This window comes from Sanguibacter sp. A247, from assembly GCF_052324925.1.
Taxonomy (GTDB): Bacteria; Actinomycetota; Actinomycetes; order Actinomycetales; family Cellulomonadaceae; genus Flavimobilis.
Genome location: NZ_JBQPRE010000001.1, coordinates 647,905 through 670,082 on the forward strand (window position 1 = coordinate 647,905; position 22,178 = coordinate 670,082).

24 protein-coding genes are annotated in these 22,178 nt (G+C 65.8%); all 24 read left to right on the forward strand.

Annotation, left to right across the window (positions count from 1 at the left end; genetic code table 11):
• The first annotated feature begins 12 nt into the window (after window positions 1-12).
• The 24 genes from ACTVCO_RS02870 (at window position 13) to rplF (ending at window position 22,178) form a co-directional block, all read left to right on the forward strand.
• Window positions 13-903 carry a hypothetical protein gene (locus tag ACTVCO_RS02870; protein ID WP_443726871.1) on the forward strand — a complete coding sequence of 297 codons (891 nt, stop codon included), beginning with the start codon at window positions 13-15 and terminating at the stop codon, window positions 901-903.
• Window positions 904-1,347: 444 nt separating this feature from the next.
• Window positions 1,348-4,857, forward strand: coding sequence for a DNA-directed RNA polymerase subunit beta (gene rpoB, locus ACTVCO_RS02875; RefSeq protein WP_443726872.1), 3,510 nt, complete (start codon window positions 1,348-1,350; stop codon window positions 4,855-4,857).
• Between the two features lie 116 nt (window positions 4,858-4,973).
• A complete protein-coding gene (locus tag ACTVCO_RS02880; protein ID WP_443726873.1) occupies window positions 4,974-8,852 on the forward strand; it encodes a DNA-directed RNA polymerase subunit beta' in 3,879 nt (1,292 codons plus the stop codon).
• A gap of 514 nt (window positions 8,853-9,366) precedes the next feature.
• Window positions 9,367-9,741, forward strand: coding sequence for a 30S ribosomal protein S12 (rpsL, locus tag ACTVCO_RS02885; RefSeq protein ID WP_443726874.1), 375 nt, complete (start codon window positions 9,367-9,369; stop codon window positions 9,739-9,741).
• On the forward strand, window positions 9,741-10,211 hold the full coding sequence (gene rpsG, locus ACTVCO_RS02890; RefSeq protein ID WP_443726875.1) for a 30S ribosomal protein S7: 471 nt from the start codon (window positions 9,741-9,743) through the stop codon (window positions 10,209-10,211). Before rpsL ends, rpsG begins: the two co-directional genes overlap by 1 nt.
• 93 nt (window positions 10,212-10,304) lie before the next feature.
• Window positions 10,305-12,407: an elongation factor G gene (gene fusA / locus ACTVCO_RS02895; protein WP_443726876.1), complete on the forward strand. Its 2,103-nt coding sequence runs from the start codon at window positions 10,305-10,307 to the stop codon at window positions 12,405-12,407.
• Window positions 12,408-12,538: 131 nt separating this feature from the next.
• Window positions 12,539-13,735, forward strand: coding sequence for an elongation factor Tu (gene tuf, locus ACTVCO_RS02900; protein WP_443726877.1), 1,197 nt, complete (start codon window positions 12,539-12,541; stop codon window positions 13,733-13,735).
• Between the two features lie 497 nt (window positions 13,736-14,232).
• Complete coding sequence (rpsJ, locus tag ACTVCO_RS02905) at window positions 14,233-14,541, forward strand: 30S ribosomal protein S10 (protein ID WP_102509357.1); 309 nt, start codon at window positions 14,233-14,235, stop codon at window positions 14,539-14,541.
• 17 nt (window positions 14,542-14,558) lie between these two features.
• Entirely contained in the window at window positions 14,559-15,215 is a 657-nt protein-coding gene (gene rplC / locus ACTVCO_RS02910) for a 50S ribosomal protein L3 (RefSeq protein ID WP_443726878.1), read from the forward strand.
• An 8-nt stretch (window positions 15,216-15,223) separates the two neighbouring features.
• Window positions 15,224-15,919, forward strand: a complete 696-nt coding sequence (gene rplD / locus ACTVCO_RS02915; RefSeq protein WP_443727144.1) for a 50S ribosomal protein L4 — start codon at window positions 15,224-15,226, stop codon at window positions 15,917-15,919.
• A complete protein-coding gene (gene rplW / locus ACTVCO_RS02920; protein WP_102509354.1) occupies window positions 15,916-16,218 on the forward strand; it encodes a 50S ribosomal protein L23 in 303 nt (100 codons plus the stop codon). The genes rplD and rplW overlap by 4 nt, the downstream gene beginning before the upstream one ends.
• A gap of 34 nt (window positions 16,219-16,252) precedes the next feature.
• Complete coding sequence (gene rplB, locus ACTVCO_RS02925; protein ID WP_443726879.1) at window positions 16,253-17,089, forward strand: 50S ribosomal protein L2; 837 nt, start codon at window positions 16,253-16,255, stop codon at window positions 17,087-17,089.
• A gap of 14 nt (window positions 17,090-17,103) precedes the next feature.
• Window positions 17,104-17,385 carry a 30S ribosomal protein S19 gene (gene rpsS, locus ACTVCO_RS02930; protein WP_443726880.1) on the forward strand — a complete coding sequence of 94 codons (282 nt, stop codon included), beginning with the start codon at window positions 17,104-17,106 and terminating at the stop codon, window positions 17,383-17,385.
• On the forward strand, window positions 17,382-17,789 hold the full coding sequence (gene rplV, locus ACTVCO_RS02935) for a 50S ribosomal protein L22 (RefSeq protein ID WP_443726881.1): 408 nt from the start codon (window positions 17,382-17,384) through the stop codon (window positions 17,787-17,789). The genes rpsS and rplV overlap by 4 nt, the downstream gene beginning before the upstream one ends.
• Entirely contained in the window at window positions 17,789-18,604 is an 816-nt protein-coding gene (rpsC, locus tag ACTVCO_RS02940) for a 30S ribosomal protein S3 (protein WP_443726882.1), read from the forward strand. The genes rplV and rpsC overlap by 1 nt, the downstream gene beginning before the upstream one ends.
• 2 nt (window positions 18,605-18,606) lie before the next feature.
• Window positions 18,607-19,026 carry a 50S ribosomal protein L16 gene (gene rplP / locus ACTVCO_RS02945; RefSeq protein ID WP_443726883.1) on the forward strand — a complete coding sequence of 140 codons (420 nt, stop codon included), beginning with the start codon at window positions 18,607-18,609 and terminating at the stop codon, window positions 19,024-19,026.
• The gene (rpmC, locus tag ACTVCO_RS02950; RefSeq protein WP_443726884.1) at window positions 19,026-19,265 is read left to right on the forward strand and encodes a 50S ribosomal protein L29; all 240 of its coding nucleotides are present in this window, start codon (window positions 19,026-19,028) and stop codon (window positions 19,263-19,265) included. The genes rplP and rpmC overlap by 1 nt, the downstream gene beginning before the upstream one ends.
• A gap of 8 nt (window positions 19,266-19,273) precedes the next feature.
• A complete protein-coding gene (gene rpsQ / locus ACTVCO_RS02955) occupies window positions 19,274-19,546 on the forward strand; it encodes a 30S ribosomal protein S17 (protein WP_443726885.1) in 273 nt (90 codons plus the stop codon).
• A gap of 127 nt (window positions 19,547-19,673) precedes the next feature.
• On the forward strand, window positions 19,674-20,042 hold the full coding sequence (gene rplN / locus ACTVCO_RS02960; protein WP_166413096.1) for a 50S ribosomal protein L14: 369 nt from the start codon (window positions 19,674-19,676) through the stop codon (window positions 20,040-20,042).
• 1 nt (window position 20,043) lies between these two features.
• Window positions 20,044-20,394 (forward strand): 50S ribosomal protein L24, encoded by a 351-nt coding sequence (gene rplX, locus ACTVCO_RS02965; protein ID WP_443726886.1) that lies wholly within the window; start codon window positions 20,044-20,046, stop codon window positions 20,392-20,394.
• Window positions 20,394-20,957 carry a 50S ribosomal protein L5 gene (gene rplE / locus ACTVCO_RS02970; protein WP_443726887.1) on the forward strand — a complete coding sequence of 188 codons (564 nt, stop codon included), beginning with the start codon at window positions 20,394-20,396 and terminating at the stop codon, window positions 20,955-20,957. Before rplX ends, rplE begins: the two co-directional genes overlap by 1 nt.
• A gap of 1 nt (window position 20,958) precedes the next feature.
• Window positions 20,959-21,144: a type Z 30S ribosomal protein S14 gene (locus ACTVCO_RS02975; RefSeq protein ID WP_102509344.1), complete on the forward strand. Its 186-nt coding sequence runs from the start codon at window positions 20,959-20,961 to the stop codon at window positions 21,142-21,144.
• Between the two features lie 75 nt (window positions 21,145-21,219).
• A complete protein-coding gene (gene rpsH, locus ACTVCO_RS02980; protein ID WP_443726888.1) occupies window positions 21,220-21,618 on the forward strand; it encodes a 30S ribosomal protein S8 in 399 nt (132 codons plus the stop codon).
• Window positions 21,619-21,638: 20 nt separating this feature from the next.
• On the forward strand, window positions 21,639-22,178 hold the full coding sequence (gene rplF / locus ACTVCO_RS02985; RefSeq protein ID WP_443726889.1) for a 50S ribosomal protein L6: 540 nt from the start codon (window positions 21,639-21,641) through the stop codon (window positions 22,176-22,178).

The window sequence follows — 22,178 nt, forward strand, 5'->3', positions numbered from 1 at the left end:
GAGCGTATGGACGTGAAGAGCTTGAGAACTGTGCTCGTGGCCGGTGCGTGCGCTGCGGCGCTCGCAGGGTGCACCGGCGGGGGCGATCCTGACCCGACCGCCGCACCGCCGACACCGCCTCCTGCGACGACGTCGGCGCCGACCACTCCGTCGGCAGAGCCGACGACGTTCGAGCCGACGATCGATGCAAGCCAGTGGTGCGCTGCAGGGGACGCCGACGAGGGCGACCTCGAGGCGAGCTTCGGGAAGATCTCCGCGGCGAACGACGAGTGGGCGGACGCGATGGACCGGACGTGGCGGCACTACATCCCGGTGACGCTCACGAACACGATGGACGTCCCGTGCACGTTCGGGGTCTGGCTCGATGCGGCGGTCGAGGGAGCGGCGACAGGCAACGAGGACCTCACGGTTCCGCTGTTGCCCGGACAGTCCTACACCTTCCAGGCGTTCGACCTCGAGGAGTTCGTGAAGTTCAGCGGTGACACGAAGGACGCGACGACGAAGGCGAAGGTCACCCCATCGATCAACCTGGTCACTCGCAGCGCGTATCTCGACTATTACGACCTCGCGACCGAGGTCGGTGACGTCTCCGGCGAGGGGGCGAAGGCGGTTCTGCCCGTGTCGATCACGCTCAACGGCGTCCAGGGCGGGATGCCCGATCGCAAGGGCGTCTCGAAGGACATGGTCCACGTCCTCGGTCTCGACTCCGACGGGGCGGTCATCACGAAGGCGTCGGCGCGGATCGATCCGCTCGACCAGGGGGAGACTCGCCAGCTCGAGCTTCCCGTCGGTGGCGGCACCGCGGGTGACGTGCGCAACCAGGTCCCTGTGTCTGTCTACGACGACGTCACGTCATGGACTGTCGTGATGCAGCCGGCCAAGACGGATCTCGATCCCCGCTGACGGCTGCGAGGGCCCGGCGTGCGCTGTGCGCGCGCCGGGCCTTCGTCGTTCCCATCCTTGACACGGGTGCTAATGTTGAACCTCAGCCTGTGTGCCCCGTGCACACAGGCGTGCTCACGCATCAGATGGCGGGCGTGTGAGGACGAGTTCGAACCCCTCACGGGGTTGTCGCCCGAGTGCATCGGGATGGTCCCCGGACCATCGCCTGCGCTCGGGAAAAAGTGTGGTTCGCCACATCTGACCAGGGTGGTTGCCGTGCGCGACCATCCAGCATTATGCTAGCGCTTTGCGCTGACGTGTGTCCTGACGTCCTGCCTGCCATCGAGCCCCTGCAAGCCCGCCCCCGGTCGTCGACCGTCGGCCGCGGTGCGCACGGGTCGAGAGCCGCCAGGCCCAGGCCACGAGGCGCACAGCGTGCACTCGAACCGCAGGGAAGGACCCCTCTTGGCTGCCTCGCGCACCCCTTCTGCACCGTCCGCTGACGCGATCGCGACTCGCACCGCGTCGCCGCGTCTCTCCTTCGCCCGGATCTACGAGCCCCTTGAGGTCCCGGACCTCCTCGGGCTCCAGACCGAGAGCTTCGACTGGCTCCTCGGGAACGAGAAGTGGCAGGCGCGTGTCGCTGCCGCGCAGGAGGCCGGACGTCGCGACGTCCCCGGCAAGTCGGGTCTTGAGGAGATCTTCGAGGAGATCTCCCCGATCCAGGACTTCGGCGAGACCATGGAGCTCGCGTTCTCGAACCACCGGTTCGAGCCGCCGAAGCACTCGGCCGACGAGTGCAAGGAGAAGGACTTCACCTACGCCGCCCCGTTGTTCGTCACGGCGGAGTTCACCAACTCCGGCACGGGCGAGATCAAGAGCCAGACGGTCTTCATGGGCGACTTCCCGCTCATGACGGAGCGCGGCACCTTCATCATCAACGGCACCGAGCGCGTCGTCGTCTCCCAGCTCGTCCGCTCGCCCGGCGTCTACTTCGAGCGCACGCCTGACAAGACCTCGGACAAGGACATCTTCTCGGCGAAGATCATCCCGTCGCGTGGCGCGTGGCTCGAGTTCGAGATCGACAAGCGTGACGCCGTCGGCGTCCGCGTCGACCGCAAGCGCAAGCAGTCGGTCACTGTCCTCCTCAAGGCCCTCGGCCTCACGGAGTCCGAGATCCGCGAAGAGTTCGCTGACTTCCCCGCGGTTCTCGACACGCTCGACAAGGACACGGTCCAGACGCAGGACGAGTCTCTCGTCGACCTCTACCGCAAGATCCGTCCGGGTGAGCCGCCGACGGTCGAGGCCGGGCGCAGCCTGCTCGACAACTTCTACTTCAACGACAAGCGCTACGACCTCGCCAAGGTCGGTCGCTACAAGCTCAACAAGAAGCTGGGTCGCGACGCGGGCCTCGAGGCCTCCGTGCTCGAGGTGGCGGACATCGTTGCGACGATCAAGTACCTCGCGGCGCTCCACGCCGACAAGGCTGAGATCGCCGGTGTGCGCGATGGCGAGGTCGTCGACGTGCGCGTCGAGACCGATGACATCGACCACTTCGGCAACCGCCGTATCCGCGCGGTCGGCGAGCTCATCCAGAACCAGGTCCGCACGGGCCTCTCGCGTATGGAGCGCGTCGTGCGTGAGCGCATGACGACGCAGGACGTCGAGGCGATCACGCCGCAGACGCTCATCAACATCCGCCCCGTCGTGGCCTCCATCAAGGAGTTCTTCGGGACGTCGCAGCTCTCGCAGTTCATGGACCAGAACAACCCGCTCGCGGGCCTGACCCACAAGCGTCGTCTCTCGGCGCTGGGCCCGGGTGGCCTCTCGCGTGACCGCGCCGGCATGGAGGTCCGTGACGTTCACCCGTCGCACTACGGCCGCATGTGCCCCATCGAGACCCCTGAAGGCCCGAACATCGGCCTCATCGGTTCGCTCGCGTCGTTCGGCCGCATCAACCCGTTCGGGTTCATCGAGACGCCGTACCGCAAGGTCGTCGACGGTCTCGTCACCGACGACGTCGAGTACCTCACGGCTGACGACGAGGACCGGCACATCATCGCCCAGGCCAACCAGCCGCTCACGGGTGAGGGTGCGTTCGTCGACTCTCGCGTCACCGTGCGTATGAAGGGTGGCGAGGTCGACCTCGCCCCTCGTGGCGACGTCGACTACATGGACGTCTCGCCGCGCCAGATGGTCTCGATCGCAACGGCACTCATCCCGTTCCTCGAGCACGACGACGCAAACCGCGCACTCATGGGTGCGAACATGCAGCGCCAGGCCGTGCCGCTCGTCCGCTCCGAGGCTCCGCTCGTCGGAACGGGTATGGAGTGGCGCGCAGCGGTCGACGCCGGCGACGTCATCGTCGCGACGCGTCCGGGTGTCGTCACCGAGGTCTCCGCGGACCTCGTCGTCGTCGCGAACGACGACGGCACGACGACGAACTACCGTGCGTCGAAGTTCCGTCGCTCGAACCAGGGCACGTCCTACAACCAGCGTGTGCTGGTCGACGAGGGTCAGCGCGTCGAGGTCGGTTCCGTCCTCGCCGACGGCCCGGCGACCGACGGCGGCGAGCTCGCGCTCGGACGCAACCTCCTCGTGGCGTTCATGTCGTGGGAAGGCCACAACTACGAGGACGCGATCATCCTGTCGCAGCGCCTCGTCCAGGACGACATCCTCTCCTCGATCCACATCGAGGAGCACGAGATCGATGCCCGTGACACGAAGCTCGGTCCGGAAGAGATCACGCGCGACATCCCCAACGTCTCCGAAGAGGTCCTCGCAGACCTCGACGAGCGGGGCATCATCCGCATCGGTGCCGAGGTCGGCGCAGGCGACGTGCTCGTCGGCAAGGTCACGCCCAAGGGCGAGACCGAGCTGACTCCGGAGGAGCGTCTGCTCCGTGCGATCTTCGGTGAGAAGGCGCGCGAGGTTCGCGACACGTCGCTCAAGGTTCCTCACGGCGAGTCCGGCACGGTCATCGGCGTCAAGGAGTTCCGTCGCGAGGATGGCGACGAGCTGCCCGCCGGCGTCAACGAGCTCGTGCGCGTGTACATCGCGCAGCGACGCAAGATCACCGCGGGTGACAAGCTCGCCGGCCGTCACGGCAACAAGGGCGTCATCTCGACGATCCTGCCTGTCGAGGACATGCCCTTCCTCCCGGACGGCACGCCCGTCGACATCATCCTCAACCCCATGGGTGTTCCCGGCCGTATGAACGTCGGCCAGGTTCTCGAGGTGCACCTCGGCTGGATTGCTTCGCAGGGTTACGACGTCAAGCTGGCCGAGGGTGACCTCGAGTGGCTCAAGACGCTCCCCGAGACGGCGCTCGCCTCCGACGCTGGTCGTCCGCTCGCGACGCCCGTCTTCGACGGTCTCGAAGAGGAGGGCCTCACGGGTCTCCTCGGTGCGACGATCCCGAACCGCGACGGTGACCGCATGGTCGGCGGCGACGGCAAGGCGCGTCTCTTCGACGGACGCTCGGGCGAGCCGTTCCCGGAGCCCGTCTCCGTCGGCTACATGTACATCCTCAAGCTCCACCACCTCGTTGACGACAAGATCCACGCGCGGTCCACGGGTCCGTACTCGATGATCACGCAGCAGCCGCTCGGTGGTAAGGCGCAGTTCGGTGGACAGCGCTTCGGCGAGATGGAGGTGTGGGCGCTCGAGGCATACGGCGCCGCGTACACCCTCCAGGAGCTCCTCACCATCAAGTCGGACGACGTCCCGGGCCGTGTCAAGGTCTACGAGGCGATCGTCAAGGGCGAGAACATCCCCGACTCGGGCATCCCGGAGTCCTTCAAGGTCCTCCTCAAGGAGATGCAGTCGCTCTGCCTCAACGTCGAAGTGCTGTCGTCGGACGGCGTCTCGATCGAGATGCGTGAGTCCGACGACGAGGTGTACCGCGCAGCGGAAGAGCTGGGTATCGACCTGTCTCGCCGCCCCAACGCGGCCGCCTCGATCGACGAGATCTGACCTCGGGCGCGTGGCCCGCTCCGCAAACGATGCGGGCCACGCGAGCCTGACACGACTTTTTCGAGACTGACGCCGGGACGGAAGCCCGTCCCGGCGGACCACGGAAGTAGGACACCTTGCTCGACGTCAACGTCTTCGACGAGCTGCGTATCGGACTGGCGACCGCGGACGACATCCGCGCCTGGTCGCACGGTGAGGTCAAGAAGCCCGAGACCATCAACTACCGCACCCTCAAGCCTGAGAAGGACGGACTCTTCTGCGAGAAGATCTTCGGCCCCACCCGGGACTGGGAGTGCTACTGCGGCAAGTACAAGCGCGTGCGCTTCAAGGGCATCATCTGTGAGCGCTGCGGCGTCGAGGTGACGCGCTCGAAGGTGCGTCGTGAGCGCATGGGCCACATCGAGCTCGCTGCGCCCGTCACGCACATCTGGTTCTTCAAGGGTGTGCCCTCGCGCCTCGGCTACCTGCTCGACATCGCCCCGAAGGACCTCGAGAAGGTCATCTACTTCGCGGCTTACATGATCACGTCGGTCGACGCCGACGGTCGCAACGAGGACCTCCCCAACCTCCAGAACGAGATCGACCTGGAGAAGAAGGAGATCACGGACCGCCGCGACAGCGAGATCGAGACCCGTGCCCAGCGACTCGAGGGTGACCTCGCGACGCTCGAGGCCGAGGGCGCTCGTGCCGACGCCCGCCGCAAGGTGCGCGACTCGGCCGAGCGCGAGATGGCTCAGCTGCGCAAGCGTGCTGACGCGGAGCTCGACCGTCTCGACGAGGTCTGGGACAAGTTCAAGAGCCTCAAGGTCGGCGACCTTCTCGGCGACGAGATGCTCTACCGTTCCCTCGCGGACCGGTACGGCAACTACTTCGAGGGTTCCATGGGCGCTGCGGCGATCCAGAAGCGCCTGCAGGACTTCGACCTCGTGGCCGAGGCCGAGTCGCTTCGCGAGATCATCGCGACCGGCAAGGGCCAGAAGAAGACCCGCGCGCTCAAGCGTCTCAAGGTCGTCAACGCCTTCCTGACGACGACGAACCATCCGTCGGCCATGGTCCTGGACGCTGTCCCGGTCATCCCGCCGGACCTGCGCCCCATGGTCCAGCTCGATGGTGGACGTTTCGCGACGTCGGACCTCAACGACCTGTACCGCCGCGTGATCAACCGCAACAACCGCCTCAAGCGACTCCTTGACCTCGGCGCGCCCGAGATCATCGTCAACAACGAGAAGCGCATGCTTCAGGAGGCCGTGGACTCGCTCTTCGACAACGGCCGTCGCGGCCGTCCCGTCACGGGCCCCGGCAACCGCCCGCTCAAGTCCATCTCGGACATGCTCAAGGGCAAGCAGGGTCGGTTCCGCCAGAACCTCCTCGGCAAGCGTGTCGACTACTCGGGCCGTTCGGTCATCGTCGTCGGCCCGCAGCTCAAGCTGCACCAGTGCGGCCTGCCGAAGCAGATGGCGCTCGAGCTCTTCAAGCCGTTCGTCATGAAGCGGCTCGTCGACCTCAACCACGCTCAGAACATCAAGTCCGCCAAGCGGATGGTCGAGCGTGCGCGCCCGGTCGTGTGGGACGTCCTCGAAGAGGTCATCACCGAGCACCCCGTGCTGCTCAACCGTGCTCCCACGCTGCACCGCCTCGGCATCCAGGCGTTCGAGCCCCAGCTGGTCGAGGGCAAGGCCATCCACCTGCACCCGCTCGTGTGCGCGGCGTTCAACGCCGACTTCGACGGTGACCAGATGGCTGTCCACCTGCCGCTGTCTGCCGAGGCCCAGGCCGAGGCGCGCATCCTCATGCTCTCGAGCAACAACATCCTCAAGCCGTCGGACGGCCGTCCGGTGACCATGCCTTCGCAGGACATGATCATCGGTCTGTACCACCTGACGTCGGACCGTGAGGACGCTCAGGGTGCGGGTCGCGCGTTCTCCTCGGTCGCCGAGGCGATCATGGCGTTCGACCAGGAGTCGCTCGACCTCAACGCGGTCGTGAAGATCCGCATGAGCGACTTCGTTGCTCCCGCGGGCTTCGAGGCTCCCGAGGGGTGGACGACCGGTGCGCCGCTCCTCGTCGAGACGACGCTGGGTCGCGCGCTCTTCAACGAGACGCTCCCGATCGACTACCCGTACGTCAACGGGGTCGTCGACAAGAAGCAGCTCTCCGCGATCGTCAACGAGCTTGCGGAGAAGTACCCCAAGGCTGAGGTCGCCGAGTCGCTCGACGCCCTCAAGTCGGCCGGCTTCCGCTGGGCGACCCGTTCGGGTGTCACGATCGCGATCTCCGACGTCACGACGCCGGACGACAAGCGCGAGATCCTCGACGCGCACGAAGAGCGTGCGCTGCGCGTTCAGGGCCAGTACGAGAAGGGCCTCATCACTGACGACGAGCGTCGCCAGGAGCTCATCGAGATCTGGACCCAGGCCACGGACAAGGTCGCCTCCGCGATGCGGACGAACTTCGAGAGCCGCGCGCGCAACACGGTCTACCGCATGGTCGGATCCGGTGCCCGAGGCAACTGGATGCAGGTCCGCCAGATCGCCGGTATGCGTGGCCTCGTGGCGAACCCGAAGGGTGAGATCATCCCTCGCCCGATCAAGTCGAACTACCGCGAGGGCCTCTCGGTCGTCGAGTACTTCATCGCGACGCACGGTGCGCGTAAGGGTCTCGCCGACACGGCGCTCCGGACCGCCGACTCGGGCTACCTCACGCGTCGTCTCGTCGACGTCTCCCAGGACGTCATCGTGCGCGAGGAGGACTGCGGCACGGAGCGTGGCCTCACGCTCCCCGTGGCCGAGAAGCGCCGCGATGGCTCGTTCACGCGGCACTCGAAGGTCGAGACCTCGATCTACTCGCGGACGCTCGCGTCTGCGGTCGAGGTCGGCGGTGTCGTCGTCGGCCAGGCCGGCGAGGACGTCGGTGACGTGCTCATCGACGCGCTCCTCGAGGCCGGCGTGAGCGACCTCAAGGTTCGCTCGGTCCTCACGTGCGAGTCACGCGTGGGCACGTGCGCCAAGTGCTACGGACGGTCGCTCGCGACCGGCAAGCTCGTCGACATCGGTGAGGCGGTCGGCATCATCGCCGCACAGTCCATCGGTGAGCCTGGTACGCAGCTGACCATGCGTACCTTCCACACCGGTGGTGTGGCATCGGCCGACGACATCACGCAGGGTCTTCCCCGTGTGACGGAGCTCTTCGAGGCGCGTACGCCCAAGGGTGAGGCGCCCATCGCCGAGTTCTCGGGTCGCATCACGATCGACGAGTCCGACCGTTCGCGTCGCCTCGTCCTCACCCCGGACGACGGTGGCGAGGAGATCCTCTACCCGGTGACCAAGCGTGCGCGCCTGCTCATCACGGACGGCGAGCACGTCGAGGTTGGCGCGCAGCTCGTCCAGGGTGCGGTCGACCCGAAGAAGGTCCTGCGTATCCTTGGCCCGCGCCAGACGCAGAAGCACCTTGTGGACGAGGTCCAGGAGGTCTACCGCTCGCAGGGCGTGGACATCCACGACAAGCACATCGAGGTCATCGTCCGCCAGATGCTCCGTCGCGTGACGGTGCTCGAGTCGGGCGACACGACGCTGCTTCCGGGTGAGCTCGCCGAGCGTTCGCGTTTTGAGGACGCCAACCGCGCTGCGGTTGCTGAGGGTGGTCGCCCCGCCTCGGGTCGTCCCGAGCTCATGGGTATCACCAAGGCCTCGCTCGCGACCGAGTCGTGGCTTTCGGCGGCGTCCTTCCAGGAGACGACGCGTGTGCTCACGGAGGCCGCGATGAGCGGTCGTCGCGACCCGCTGCTCGGCCTCAAGGAGAACGTCATCCTCGGTAAGCTCATCCCGGCCGGTACGGGCATGCCCCGTTACCGCGATGTCACGGTCGAGCCGACCGAGGCAGCGAAGGCCGAGCTCTACCCGAGCTTCGGGTACGACGAGATCGATTTCCCGACGCTCGGCCTGGGCTCGGGAGATGCCATCCCGCTCGACGAGATCGACTTCGGCGACTTCCAGTGAGTCTCTGAGTCAGCTTGTACCCGAGGGGCCCGTCGCGGATGCGGCGGGTCCCTCGGTCTGTTCCGAGCGAGCTGCGCGGCGAGTCGCGATCCCGCGGTCGCCCGACGGTGCGCGGGATCACACGGCGGGAATGCTCCGGTCCTTTGACAGTGTGGGACCGGCGTCGTTAGTGTTGGACACTGTGCCCGCACCGTCGGGCATCCGCATGCGCACGGTCGGGTCACCCGGCGGGACGCGGCGGAGGCGATGCCCTGCGAAGTGGGCGTGACACCGAGTGCCACGCATGCCTCCCGGGGGATCGACGCCGTGCGACGCACGGATGTCCCCGACGGGTATGCAGGTAATCCAGACGGCCCAGCCTCGCGGCTCGGCCGGACGGACCATCGAGCCGGTGGTAGTTGGCGTTCCGTCCCCACGGAGTTGGGGACGGGTGTGCGCCGATGCTGGCGGCGCGACACAGACCACACCCGGCGGGGCTAGGCCCCGCTCAGCTCGAGAAGACAACGGAGACGTAGTGCCTACGATCCAGCAGCTCGTCCGCAAGGGGCGGACCTCCAAGGCCGGGAAGTCGAAGACTCCCGCGCTCAAGGGCTCCCCGCAGCGGCGCGGTGTGTGCACGCGTGTGTACACCACCACCCCCAAGAAGCCGAACTCGGCGCTCCGAAAGGTCGCCCGCGTGCGCCTCTCGAGCCAGGTCGAGGTCACCGCGTACATCCCCGGTGTGGGCCACAACCTCCAGGAGCACTCGATCGTGCTCGTGCGCGGCGGTCGTGTGAAGGACCTCCCGGGTGTCCGCTACAAGATCGTCCGTGGCGCGCTTGACACGCAGGGCGTCAAGAACCGTAAGCAGGCGCGCAGCCGCTACGGCGCGAAGAAGGAGAAGGCCTGATGCCTCGTAAGGGTCCGGCCCCGAAGCGGCCGATCATCGTCGACCCGGTCTACGGATCGCCCGTCGTCACGCAGCTCATCAACAAGGTCCTTCTCGACGGCAAGAAGACGACGGCTGAGGCCATCGTCTACGGCGCCCTCGAGGGTGTTCGCGGCAAGGTCGAGGGCGACCCCGTCGTCGTTCTCAAGCGTGCGCTCGACAACATCCGCCCGGCGCTCGAGGTTCGCTCGCGCCGTGTTGGTGGTGCGACGTACCAGGTTCCCGTCGAGGTTCGCCCGACGCGCGCCACGACGCTCGCTCTGCGCTGGCTCACGGACTTCTCGCGTGCACGTCGCGAGAAGACGATGACCGAGCGTCTGATGAACGAGATCCTCGACGCGTCCAACGGCCTCGGTGCCGCGGTCAAGCGTCGCGAGGACATGCACAAGATGGCGGAGTCCAACAGGGCGTTCGCGCACTACCGCTGGTGATCACCGTGAGGCGCCCTGGGAATCCCGGGGCGCCTCCGGCACGCGGGCTCGCGCCCGTACGACGTCGTCCTCCCACCACTAAGGGGAAATCTCGTGGCACTTGACGTGCTGACCGACCTGAACAAGGTCCGCAACATCGGCATCATGGCCCACATCGATGCCGGCAAGACGACCACCACCGAGCGCATCCTGTTCTACACGGGTGTCAACTACAAGCTCGGTGAGACGCACGACGGTGCTTCGACGATGGACTGGATGGAGCAGGAGCAGGAGCGCGGCATCACCATCACGTCGGCCGCGACCACGTGCTACTGGCACGACAACCAGATCAACATCATCGACACCCCCGGCCACGTTGACTTCACGGTTGAGGTTGAGCGCTCGCTGCGCGTCCTCGACGGTGCGGTCGCGGTGTTCGACGGCAAGGAGGGCGTTGAGCCCCAGTCCGAGACCGTCTGGCGCCAGGCCGACAAGTACAACGTCCCGCGCATCTGCTTCGTCAACAAGATGGACAAGCTTGGCGCGGACTTCTACTTCACGGTGAAGACGATCGTCGACCGCCTCAAGGCCAAGCCGCTCGTCATCCAGCTGCCGATCGGTGCTGAGAACGACTTCATCGGCATGGTCGACCTTCTTGAGATGAAGGCCATGGTCTGGCGCGGCGAGACCAAGCTCGGCGAGCACTACGACGTCGAGGAGATCCCCGCGGACCTTCAGGAGAAGGCCGAGGAGTACCGTGCGCAGCTCATCGAGGACATCGCGGAGGCCGACGAGGCTCTCCTCGAGAAATACCTCGGTGGCGAAGAGCTGACGATCCCGGAGATCAAGTCCGGTATCCGCAAGCTCGTCATCGCGGGCGAGGCCTTCCCGGTTCTCTGTGGTTCGGCGTTCAAGAACAAGGGCGTCCAGCCGATGCTCGACGCCGTCATCGACTACCTCCCGTCGCCGCTCGACGTCCCCGCCATCGAGGGCTCGAGCCCCAAGGACGAAGAGATCAAGATCGAGCGTCACCCGGACGCGACGGAGCCGTTCGCGGCTCTCGCGTTCAAGGTTGCGACGCACCCGTTCTTCGGCAAGCTCACCTACGTCCGGGTGTACTCGGGCAAGGTCGACCAGGGCGCGCAGATCCTCAACGCGACCAAGGGCAAGAAGGAGCGCGTCGGCAAGCTCTTCCAGATGCACTCCAACAAGGAGAACCCGGTCGATTCGGCGAGCGCGGGTCACATCTACGCGTTCATCGGCCTCAAGGACGTCACCACGGGTGACACCCTGAGCGACCCGGCGAACCCGGTCGTGCTCGAGTCCATGACGTTCCCTGAGCCCGTCATCGACGTGGCCATCGAGCCGAAGACGAAGGCTGACCAGGAGAAGCTCGGCATCGCGATCCAGAAGCTTGCCGAAGAGGACCCGACGTTCCGCGTCAAGCTGGACGAAGAGACCGGCCAGACCGTCATCGGCGGTATGGGTGAGCTCCACCTTGACATCCTCGTCGACCGCATGCGTCGTGAGTTCAAGGTCGAGGCCAACGTCGGCAAGCCGCAGGTCGCGTACCGCGAGACCATCCGTCGTAAGGCGGAGAAGGTCGACTACACGCACAAGAAGCAGACCGGTGGTTCGGGTCAGTTCGCCAAGGTCCAGGTGACCTTCGAGCCGCTCGAGACGACGGACGGCGCGCTCTACGAGTTCGTCAACGCCGTCACCGGTGGTCGCATCCCGCGTGAGTACATCCCGTCCGTCGACGCCGGCATCCAGTCGGCTATGCAGCTCGGTGTTCTCGCGGGCTTCCCGCTCGTCGGTGTCAAGGCAACCCTCATCGACGGTGCCTACCACGAGGTCGACTCTTCTGAGATGGCCTTCAAGATCGCCGGCTCGATGGTTCTCAAGGAGGGTATCCGCAAGGCGGACCCCGTCATCCTTGAGCCCGTCATGGCCGTTGAGGTTCGTACTCCTGAGGAGTACATGGGCGATGTCATCGGTGACATCAACTCTCGCCGTGGCATGATCCAGTCCATGGAGGACGCTACTGGCGTCAAGGTGGTGCGCGCCCAGGTGCCGCTCTCCGAGATGTTCGGGTACATCGGTGACCTGCGTTCCAAGACGCAGGGTCGCGCCGTGTACTCGATGCAGTTCGACAGCTACTCCGAGGTTCCTCGGAACGTTGCCGAAGAGATCATCAAGAAGACCCGGGGCGAGTGAGTCCCCACAGGTCGACCAGCAAGTTCCAACCAATCAACCTGTAGCGACCCGCACGCCCGGCAAGTGCTCACCCCTCTGGGGTGAGGATTTGCATCGTTCGGCACGACTACCCAAGTCCCAGGAGGACCCCAGTGGCGAAGGCCAAGTTCGAGCGGACCAAGCCGCACGTCAACATCGGCACCATTGGTCACGTCGACCACGGTAAGACGACGCTGACTGCTGCGATCTCGAAGACGCTCGCGGACACGTACCCCGACCTCACGGCAAACACCCAGCGCAACTTCGACGAGATCGACAAGGCTCCCGAAGAGAAGCAGCGCGGCATCACGATCAACATCTCGCACATCGAGTACGAGACGCCGAAGCGCCACTACGCGCACGTTGACGCGCCCGGGCACGCCGACTACATCAAGAACATGATCACCGGCGCGGCCCAGATGGACGGTGCGATTCTCGTCGTCGCCGCCACCGACGGCCCGATGGCCCAGACGCGTGAGCACGTCCTGCTCGCGCGCCAGGTTGGTGTTCCCTACCTCCTCGTCGCGCTCAACAAGTCCGACATGGTCGACGACGAGGAAATCCTCGAGCTCGTCGAGATGGAGGTCCGTGAGCTTCTTTCGTCGCAGGGCTTCCCCGGCGACGACGCTCCCGTCGTCCGCGTCTCGGGCCTCAAGGCGCTCGAGGGCGACCCGGAGTGGGCTGCGAAGATCATCGAGCTCATGGAAGCTGTCGACGAGAGCGTTCCGGACCCGGTTCGCGACCTCGACATGCCGTTCCTCATGCCGATCGAGGACGTCTTCACGATCACCGGTCGTGGCACCGTCGTCACCGGCAAGGTCGACCGCGGCGCGCTCGACGTCAACTCTGAGGTTGAGATCGTCGGTATCCGTGCCGTCCAGAAGACCACGGTGACCGGTATCGAGACGTTCCACAAGCAGATGGACCAGGCGCAGGCCGGCGACAACACCGGTCTTCTCCTTCGTGGCATCAAGCGCGAGGACGTCGAGCGTGGCCAGGTTGTCGTCAAGCCTGGCTCGATCACGCCGCACACGGAGTTCGAGGCGCGTGTCTACATCCTCGCCAAGGATGAGGGTGGACGTCACAACCCGTTCTACTCGAACTACCGTCCGCAGTTCTACTTCCGCACCACGGACGTCACGGGCGTCATCACGCTGCCTGAGGGCACCGAGATGGTCATGCCTGGTGACAACACCGAGATGACGGTCACGCTGATCCAGCCCATCGCGATGGACGAGGGCCTCGGCTTCGCCATCCGTGAGGGTGGTCGCACGGTCGGCTCGGGCCAGGTCACGAAGATCCTCAAGTGATCCACTGAGCAACGGTCCGTGGCTCGCCTGAGCTGCAACCTCTGCAAGGCCCGGTTCCCGTTCGCGGGAGCCGGGCCTTGCTGCGTTCCCCAGATGCGCGTGCACGGGGGAGGGGCATCCTCGATCGTCGCGGGTCGCGACGATGGGATGCAGGTCACGCCGACCAGGGTTTGTGCGCAGGTGGGTTCTCATGGCAGGATGGTCAAGTTGCCTGTCACGGGCGCGCTCATTCAAGTGTCGAACAGTGTGTTGATCCGCGGGACTATCCCGTGAGGTGGACTCTCTGTGCGCACAGATCGAATGCCCCTCATGGTGAGCGCCTGACAGGCTGCCGAACGTTGTGACGTTGCGGTGATCGCCTGGCGAGAATCGGATCGACACACCCCTACGGCCCAATCCCTTCGGGGTGAGCGTGACCGAGTGTGCCGCACTAAGCGACACGCCCGAGCGCGTGGGCCGGATATCCTGCAGTTCTAGAGAGAGAGTCAGACGACGCCATGGCGGGACAGAAGATCCGCATCCGGCTCAAGTCCTACGACCACGAGGTCATCGACAGCTCGGCGCGCAAGATCGTCGACACGGTGGTCCGCGCTGGTGCGACGGTCGTGGGTCCGGTGCCGCTGCCGACGGAGAAGAACGTTTTCTGCGTCATCCGGTCGCCTCACAAGTACAAGGACAGCCGCGAGCACTTTGAGATGCGCACGCACAAGCGGCTCATCGACATCATCGATCCCACGCCGAAGGCCGTCGACTCGCTTATGCGTCTCGACCTGCCTGCGGACGTGAACATCGAGATCAAGCTCTGAGCGGGAGGAGAGACAACATGACCGCTCAGAACGACCGCCCCGTGACGGCGGTGCTCGGCACGAAGATCGGCATGACGCAGGCGTGGGACGAGACCGGCCGCGTTGTGCCGGTGACCGTCGTGCGCGTCGGTGCCAACGTCGTGACGCAGATCCGCTCGCTCGAGACGGACGGCTACACGGCCGTCCAGCTCGCCACGGGCCAGATCGACCCTCGCAAGGTCAGCATGCCCCTCAAGGGCCACTTCGAGAAGGCCGGCGTCACGCCGCGCCGTCACCTCGTTGAGGTCCGGACGTCCGACGCCGCTGAGTTCGCGCTCGGCCAGGAGATCAACGCGGAGGCCTTCGAGGCCGGCGCGATGGTCGACGTCGTCGGTACGACCAAGGGCAAGGGCTTCGCGGGTGTCATGAAGCGCCACGGCTTCTCCGGCGTCGGTGCTTCGCACGGTGCCCACCGCAACCACCGCAAGCCTGGCTCGATCGGTGGCGCTTCGACGCCGTCGCGCGTGTTCAAGGGCATGCGTATGGCTGGCCGCATGGGTAACGAGCGCCAGACCACCCAGAACCTGACCGTGTTCGCGGTCGACGCAGAGAAGGGTCTGCTGCTCGTCAAGGGCGCGGTTCCCGGCCCCAAGGGCGGCGTCGTCCTCGTGCGTAGCGCCGTGAAGGGAGCGTGACCGCAATCATGGCTGACACGCTGACCGTCGACGTCATCGACGCCAAGGGCAAGAAGGCCGGCACCGCCGAGCTTCCCGCCGAGGTGTTCGACGTCCAGACGAACGTTCCGCTCATCCACCAGGTTGTCGTTGCCCAGCGCGCTGCTGCGCGCCAGGGCACCGCCGACACGAAGACCCGTGCTGAGGTCTCCGGTGGTGGGCGCAAGCCGTACAAGCAGAAGGGCACCGGTCGTGCCCGCCAGGGATCGACCCGCGCGCCGCAGTTCGCCGGCGGTGGAGTCGTCCACGGCCCGACGCCGCGTGACTACACGCAGCGCACCCCCAAGAAGATGAAGGCTGCTGCGCTCCGCGGTGCCCTCTCGGACCGCGCCCGTCATGGTCGCGTCCACGTCGTCACCGGCTTCGACATCGACGGCGCGCCGTCGACGAAGGCTGCGCTCCAGGTCCTCTCGGGCCTCTCCGAGCGTAAGAACGTCCTCGTCGTGCTCGAGCGCGGCGACGACCTCACGGTGAAGTCGCTCCGCAACGCCTCGCAGGTGCACCTGCTGGTCGCTGACCAGCTCAACACCTACGACGTGCTGATCTCGGACGACATCGTCTTCACGAAGGGCGCTCTCGAGGCGTTCCTGGCCGGTCCGACCACCGGACGTACCGCCACGGCTGTGGCCTCGTCCGCCGAGATCGCCGAGGAGGACGCCAAGTGAGCGCTCTGCAGAAGAACCCGCGCGACATTCTGATCGCGCCGGTCGTCTCCGAGAAGAGCTACGGGCTCCTCGACGAGGGTAAGTACACCTTCGTCGTGGCCCCCGACGCCAACCGTGCCGAGATCAAGATCGCCATTGAGAAGGTCTTCGGCGTCAAGGTCGAGTCGGTCAACACGATCAACCGCAAGGGGAAGTCGCGTCGGACCCGTTTCGGCATCGGTAAGCGCAAGGACACGAAGCGCGCGATCGTCACCCTCCGCGAGGGCTCGATCGACATCTTCGGCGGCCCGGTCGGCTGACGCCGGTCGAACAGCAGATTGAGGACAAGTTCCCATGGGAATCCGTAAGTACAAGCCGACGACGCCTGGTCGTCGTGGCGCGAGCGTCGCGGACTTCGTCGAGATCACGCGATCGGAGCCGGAGAAGTCGCTGGTTCGCCCGCTGACGAAGACCGGCGGCCGGAACAACACCGGTCGCATCACGACGCGTCACAAGGGCGGTGGCCACAAGCGTGCCTACCGCGTCATCGACTTCCGTCGCCACGACAAGGACGGCGTGCCGGCCAAGGTCGCTCACATCGAGTACGACCCCAACCGCACCGCGCGCATTGCGCTCCTTCACTACGCGGACGGCGAGAAGCGCTACATCATTGCGCCGAACAAGCTGTCGCAGGGTGATGTCGTTGAGGCCGGTCCGTCGGCTGACATCAAGCCCGGCAACAACCTGCCGCTGCGCAACATCCCGACCGGTACGGTCATTCACGCGATCGAGCTCCGCCCCGGTGGCGGCGCCAAGATCGCGCGTTCGGCCGGCACGTCGGTGCAGCTCGTCGCCAAGGACGGCCCCTACGCGCAGCTGCGTATGCCCTCCGGTGAGATCCGCAACGTCGACGCGCGCTGCCGCGCGACCGTCGGCGAGGTGGGCAACGCCGAGCAGTCGAACATCAACTGGGGCAAGGCCGGCCGCATGCGGTGGAAGGGCGTTCGCCCGACCGTCCGTGGTGTCGTCATGAACCCGATCGACCACCCGCACGGTGGTGGTGAGGGTCGTACGTCCGGTGGTCGTCACCCGGTCAGCCCTTGGGGCAAGCCGGAGGGTCGCACCCGTCGTCCCAACAAGGCGAGCGACAAGCTGATCGTGCGTCGCCGCCGTACTGGCAAGAAGCGCTGATAGGAGCCTGACAGATGCCACGCAGCCTGAAGAAGGGTCCTTTCGTCGACGGACACCTTCAGAAGAAGGTCAACGCCCAGAACGAAGCAGGGTCCAAGAACGTCATCAAGACGTGGTCCCGCCGCTCGGTCGTGACGCCCGATTTCCTCGGCCACACCTTCGCGGTTCACGACGGTCGCAAGCACGTCCCGGTGTTCGTCACCGAGTCGATGGTCGGCCACAAGCTGGGCGAGTTCGCCCCCACGCGCACCTTCAAGGGGCACGTGAAGGATGACAAGAAGGGGAGAAGGCGATGAGCGCAGTCGCTAACAAGCGCACGCGGCGCGACAACCTGCTCGGCGATGCCGCAGGAGACTTTGCGATCGCTCGGTTCGTCCGCGCTACCCCCCAGAAGGTTCGTCGTGTTGCTGACCTCGTTCGCGGCCAGGCCGTGTCCGACGCAGTGCTCACGCTGACCTACGCCCCGCAGTCGGCCGCTGACGACGTCCTCAAGGTCGTCGAGTCCGCAGTCGCCAACGCGGTCAACAACCAGGGCCTCATTCGTGAGTCGCTCGTTGTGACGCAGCTTCTCGTGGACGAGGGCCCGACGCTCAAGCGTTTCCGCCCTCGTGCACAGGGACGCGCCGGCCGCATCCTCAAGCGGACGAGCCACATCACCGTGGTCGTCGAGCCGCGTGACCTGAAGGGAAGTGCCCGCTAGTGGGACAGAAGATTCACCCGCTGGGGTACCGTCTCGGCATTACCACCGACCACCGGTCGCGCTGGTTTGCTGACTCGACGAAGCCCGGTCAGCGGTACCGCGACTACGTCCGTGAGGACGTCCAGATCCGCAAGCTCATGTCCGAAGGACTCGAGCGCGCGGGTATCTCCAAGGTTGAGATCGAGCGCACTCGCGACCGTGTCCGCGTGGACATCCACACGGCACGCCCGGGCATCGTCATCGGTCGCCGTGGCGCCGAGGCCGACCGCATCCGCGGCGAGCTCGAGAAGCTCACGGGCAAGCAGGTCCAGCTCAACATCCTCGAGGTGAAGAACGCCGAGATCGACGCTCAGCTCGTCGCTCAGGGCATCGCGGAGCAGCTCGCTTCCCGCGTCTCCTTCCGTCGTGCGATGCGCAAGGGCATGCAGTCCGCTCAGCGCGCCGGGGCCAAGGGCATCCGTGTCCAGTGCTCCGGTCGTCTCGGCGGCGCCGAGATGAGCCGTTCGGAGTTCTACCGCGAAGGCCGTGTGCCACTGCACACCCTGCGCGCGAACATCGACTACGGCTTCTTCGAGGCCCGCACCACCTTCGGCCGCATCGGCGTGAAGGTGTGGATCTACAAGGGCGACATGACGGAGAAGGAGTTCGCTCGCGAGCAGGCCTCCCAGGCCCCGCGTGGCCGTGGTGGCCGCGGCGAGCGTCCCGCCCGTGGTGGTCGTCGTCAGGAGCGTCCGGCTGTCGCCGACGCCCCCGCCTCGGCCGAGGCCCCCTCCCAGGAGGCTCCCGCGGCCGCTGAGTCCGGAACGGAGGCCTGAGCATGCTGATTCCGCGCAGGCTCAAGCACCGCAAGCAGCACCACCCGAGCCGCTCGGGTGCTGCTAAGGGCGGTACCCAGATCGCGTTCGGCGAGTACGGCATCCAGGCTCTGGAGCCCGCCTACGTGACCAACCGTCAGATCGAGTCCGCTCGTATCGCGATGACGCGTCACATCAAGCGTGGTGGAAAGGTGTGGATCAACATCTACCCCGACCGCCCGCTGACGAAGAAGCCCGCCGAGACCCGCATGGGTTCCGGTAAGGGTTCGCCCGAGTGGTGGGTCGCCAACGTCAAGCCCGGCCGTATCGTTTTCGAGCTGGCCGGCGTCGATGAGGAGCTGGCTCGCGAAGCCATGCGCCGTGCGATGCACAAGCTCCCGATGAAGTGCCGTTTCGTGGCGCGCGAGGGTGGTATCAACTGATGGCTATCGGTAGCAAGGACCTGGCCACGACCGAGCTGGACGCGATGGATGACGACGCGCTCGTCGCCGAGCTGGACAAGGCGAAGCAGGAGCTGTTCAACCTCCGATTCCAGTCCGCAACCGGACAGCTCGAGTCCCACGGCCGCCTCAAGGCGGTCCGCCGTGACATCGCTCGGATCTACACGATCCTTCGCGAGCGTGAACTCGGCATCCGTACCGCCCCGAGCGTGAGTGAGTGAAGGCTGAGATGAGCGAGAACACCACCGACGCGCGCAACCAGCGCAAGGTCCGCCGCGGCTACGTCGTGTCCGACAAGATGGACAAGACGGTCGTTGTCGAGGTCGAGGACCGCGTCAAGCACCCGCTGTACGGCAAGGTCATCCGCCGTACGAGCAAGGTCAAGGCCCACGACGAGCAGAACTCGGCGGGCATTGGCGACCTGGTCGTCATCATGGAGACTCGTCCCGTGTCCGCCTCGAAGAGGTGGCGTCTGGTCGAGATCGTGGAGAAGGCCAAGTAACACGACTGACGGCGAGGCGGGGGATGCCTCCTCAACGGGGTAGACTCCGCTTCGCCGCAGCATTGGAAAGTATCCGTTCGGCAAGGCTCGCTCAGCGAGAACCAGCTCGACGACAGGAGTTCAGTACATGATCCAGCAGGAGTCGCGACTTCGTGTCGCCGACAACACGGGTGCCAAGGAAATCCTCTGCATCCGTGTTCTCGGCGGTTCGGGCCGTCGCTACGCCGGAATCGGCGACACTATCGTCGCAACCGTCAAGGACGCGATCCCTGGCGGCAACGTCAAGAAGGGCGATGTGGTCAAGGCCGTCATCGTCCGCACCGTCAAGGAGCGCCGCCGCGCTGACGGTTCCTACATCAAGTTCGACGAGAACGCGGCCGTGATCCTCAAGAACGACGGTGAGCCGCGCGGCACGCGCATCTTCGGCCCCGTCGGCCGTGAGCTGCGCGACAAGCGCTTCATGAAGATCATCTCGCTCGCACCGGAGGTGATCTGACATGGCTCAGATCAAGAAGGGCGACCAGGTCGTCGTCATCGCCGGCAAGGACAAGGGCCTCACGGGTCGCGTCCTCGAAGTCCTCAAGGACTCCGACCGCGTCATCGTCGAGGGCGTCGGCGTCGTCACGAAGCACACCAAGGCTGGCCAGTCCCAGCGCGGTGCGTCGACTGGCGGTATCGAGCGCGTCGAAGCCCCGATCCACATCTCCAACGTGCAGTACTACGACGCCGAAGCCAAGCGTGGCAAGCGTCTCGGTACCCGTACGGAGCAGGTCGAGCGTGACGGTCGCGACAAGACCGTCCGCGTCCGCGTGACCCGCGGTAACGGCGACGCTGAGAAGGACATCTGATGAGCACCGAGACCACTACGAAGCCGCGCCTCAAGGCGCGCTACGCCGCCGAGATCGTTCCTGCGCTGCAGGAGCAGTTCTCTTACGGCAACGTCAACGAGGTCCCCCGTCTGACCAAGGTTGTGGTCAACATGGGTGTCGGCGACGCTGCCAAGGACTCGAAGCTCATCGAGGGTGCCATCCGCGACCTCACGCTCATCACGGGCCAGAAGCCCCAGGTGACGAAGGCTCGCAAGTCCATCGCGCAGTTCAAGCTCCGCGAAGGCATGCCCATCGGTGCGCACACCACGCTCCGCGGTGACCGTATGTGGGAGTTCACCGATCGACTGCTGTCGATCTCGCTCCCGCGTATCCGTGACTTCCGTGGCCTGTCGCCGAAGCAGTTCGACGGCAACGGCAACTACACGTTCGGCCTGAACGAGCAGTCGATGTTCTACGAAATCGACCCTGACTCGATCGACCGCGTGCGCGGCATGGACATCACTGTCGTGACGACCGCGAAGACCGACGACGAGGGCCGTGCGCTCCTCCGTCAGCTCGGCTTCCCGTTCAAGGAGAACTGACATGGCTAAGAAGGCCCTCATCAACAAGGCGGCCGCCAAGCCCAAGTTCGGTGTCCGCGCCTACACCCGGTGCCAGAAGTGCGGTCGCCCGCGCTCGGTGTACCGCAAGTTCGGTCTTTGCCGCGTGTGCGTTCGTGAGATGGCCCACCGTGGCGAGCTCCCGGGCGTCACGAAGAGCAGCTGGTAACAACTACGTCGCAGGTCCGCGCCCGAGTCTCAGGACGACGGCACGGATACCCCGGCGAGGAAGGGCTCAAGCCCAATGACGATGACTGACCCCATCGCAGACATGCTGACGCGTCTGCGTAACGCAAACCGGGCTCAGCACGACACGGTCTCCATGCCGTACTCGAAGCTGAAGTCGAACATTGCCGAGATCCTCAAGCGTGAGGGCTACATCTCGGGCTGGAACGTCGAGGCGGCCACGGTTGGCCAGACCCTGACGATCGAGCTGAAGTACAGCGTGTCGCGCGAGCGCGCCCTCTCGGGCGTGCGCCGGGTTTCCAAGCCCGGTCTCCGCGTGTACTCGAAGTCCACCAACTTGCCCAAGGTCCTTGGCGGTCTCGGCGTGGCGATCCTCTCCACGTCGTCTGGCCTCCTCACGGACAAGCAGGCCGCAGAGAAGGGCGTGGGTGGGGAAGTCCTCGCCTACGTCTGGTAATCGGGAAAGGAGAGAAAACCATGTCTCGCATCGGTAAGATCCCCGTCCCGGTCCCGGCCGGAGTGGACGTCACCATCAGCGGTGCGCTCGTGACCGTCAAGGGCCCGAAGGGCACACTTGAGCACGTCGTTCCCGCTCAGATCGAGGTCGCTCGCGACGAGGACGGCGCTATCACCGTCTCGCGTCGTAGCGACGACCGTGACGCGCGTGCTCTGCACGGCCTGACGCGCACGCTCATCGCCAACGTTGTCGTCGGTGTCACCGAGGGCTACGAGAAGAAGCTCGAGATCGTCGGCACGGGTTACCGCGTCGCGGCCAAGGGCACGGACCTCGAGTTCGCGCTCGGCTTCAGCCACCCGGTCGTCATCTCGGCGCCCGAGGGCATCGCCTTCGCAGTGGAGAGCCCGACCAAGTTCTCGGTCTCGGGTATCTCGAAGCAGCAGGTCGGCGAAGTTGCGGCGAACATCCGCAAGATCCGCAAGCCTGAGCCGTACAAGGGCAAGGGTGTGCGCTACGCGGGCGAGAACGTCCGCCGCAAGGCCGGAAAGGCTGGTAAGTGA

What these genes read in the sequence shown, in the direction of transcription:
- rpsG (WP_443726875.1), top strand. Translation starts at nt 9,741, where the DNA reads ATGCCTCGTAAGGGTCCGGCCCCGAAGCGGCCGATCATCGTCGACCCG.
- rpsJ (WP_102509357.1), top strand. Translation starts at nt 14,233, where the DNA reads ATGGCGGGACAGAAGATCCGCATCCGGCTCAAGTCCTACGACCACGAG.
- rplC (WP_443726878.1), top strand. Translation starts at nt 14,559, where the DNA reads ATGACCGCTCAGAACGACCGCCCCGTGACGGCGGTGCTCGGCACGAAG.
- rplD (WP_443727144.1), top strand. Translation starts at nt 15,224, where the DNA reads ATGGCTGACACGCTGACCGTCGACGTCATCGACGCCAAGGGCAAGAAG.
- rplB (WP_443726879.1), top strand. Translation starts at nt 16,253, where the DNA reads ATGGGAATCCGTAAGTACAAGCCGACGACGCCTGGTCGTCGTGGCGCG.
- rpsS (WP_443726880.1), top strand. Translation starts at nt 17,104, where the DNA reads ATGCCACGCAGCCTGAAGAAGGGTCCTTTCGTCGACGGACACCTTCAG.
- rplV (WP_443726881.1), top strand. Translation starts at nt 17,382, where the DNA reads ATGAGCGCAGTCGCTAACAAGCGCACGCGGCGCGACAACCTGCTCGGC.
- rplP (WP_443726883.1), top strand. Translation starts at nt 18,607, where the DNA reads ATGCTGATTCCGCGCAGGCTCAAGCACCGCAAGCAGCACCACCCGAGC.
- rpmC (WP_443726884.1), top strand. Translation starts at nt 19,026, where the DNA reads ATGGCTATCGGTAGCAAGGACCTGGCCACGACCGAGCTGGACGCGATG.
- rpsQ (WP_443726885.1), top strand. Translation starts at nt 19,274, where the DNA reads ATGAGCGAGAACACCACCGACGCGCGCAACCAGCGCAAGGTCCGCCGC.
- rplN (WP_166413096.1), top strand. Translation starts at nt 19,674, where the DNA reads ATGATCCAGCAGGAGTCGCGACTTCGTGTCGCCGACAACACGGGTGCC.
- rplX (WP_443726886.1), top strand. Translation starts at nt 20,044, where the DNA reads ATGGCTCAGATCAAGAAGGGCGACCAGGTCGTCGTCATCGCCGGCAAG.
- rplE (WP_443726887.1), top strand. Translation starts at nt 20,394, where the DNA reads ATGAGCACCGAGACCACTACGAAGCCGCGCCTCAAGGCGCGCTACGCC.
- ACTVCO_RS02975 (WP_102509344.1), top strand. Translation starts at nt 20,959, where the DNA reads ATGGCTAAGAAGGCCCTCATCAACAAGGCGGCCGCCAAGCCCAAGTTC.
- rpsH (WP_443726888.1), top strand. Translation starts at nt 21,220, where the DNA reads ATGACGATGACTGACCCCATCGCAGACATGCTGACGCGTCTGCGTAAC.
- rplF (WP_443726889.1), top strand. Translation starts at nt 21,639, where the DNA reads ATGTCTCGCATCGGTAAGATCCCCGTCCCGGTCCCGGCCGGAGTGGAC.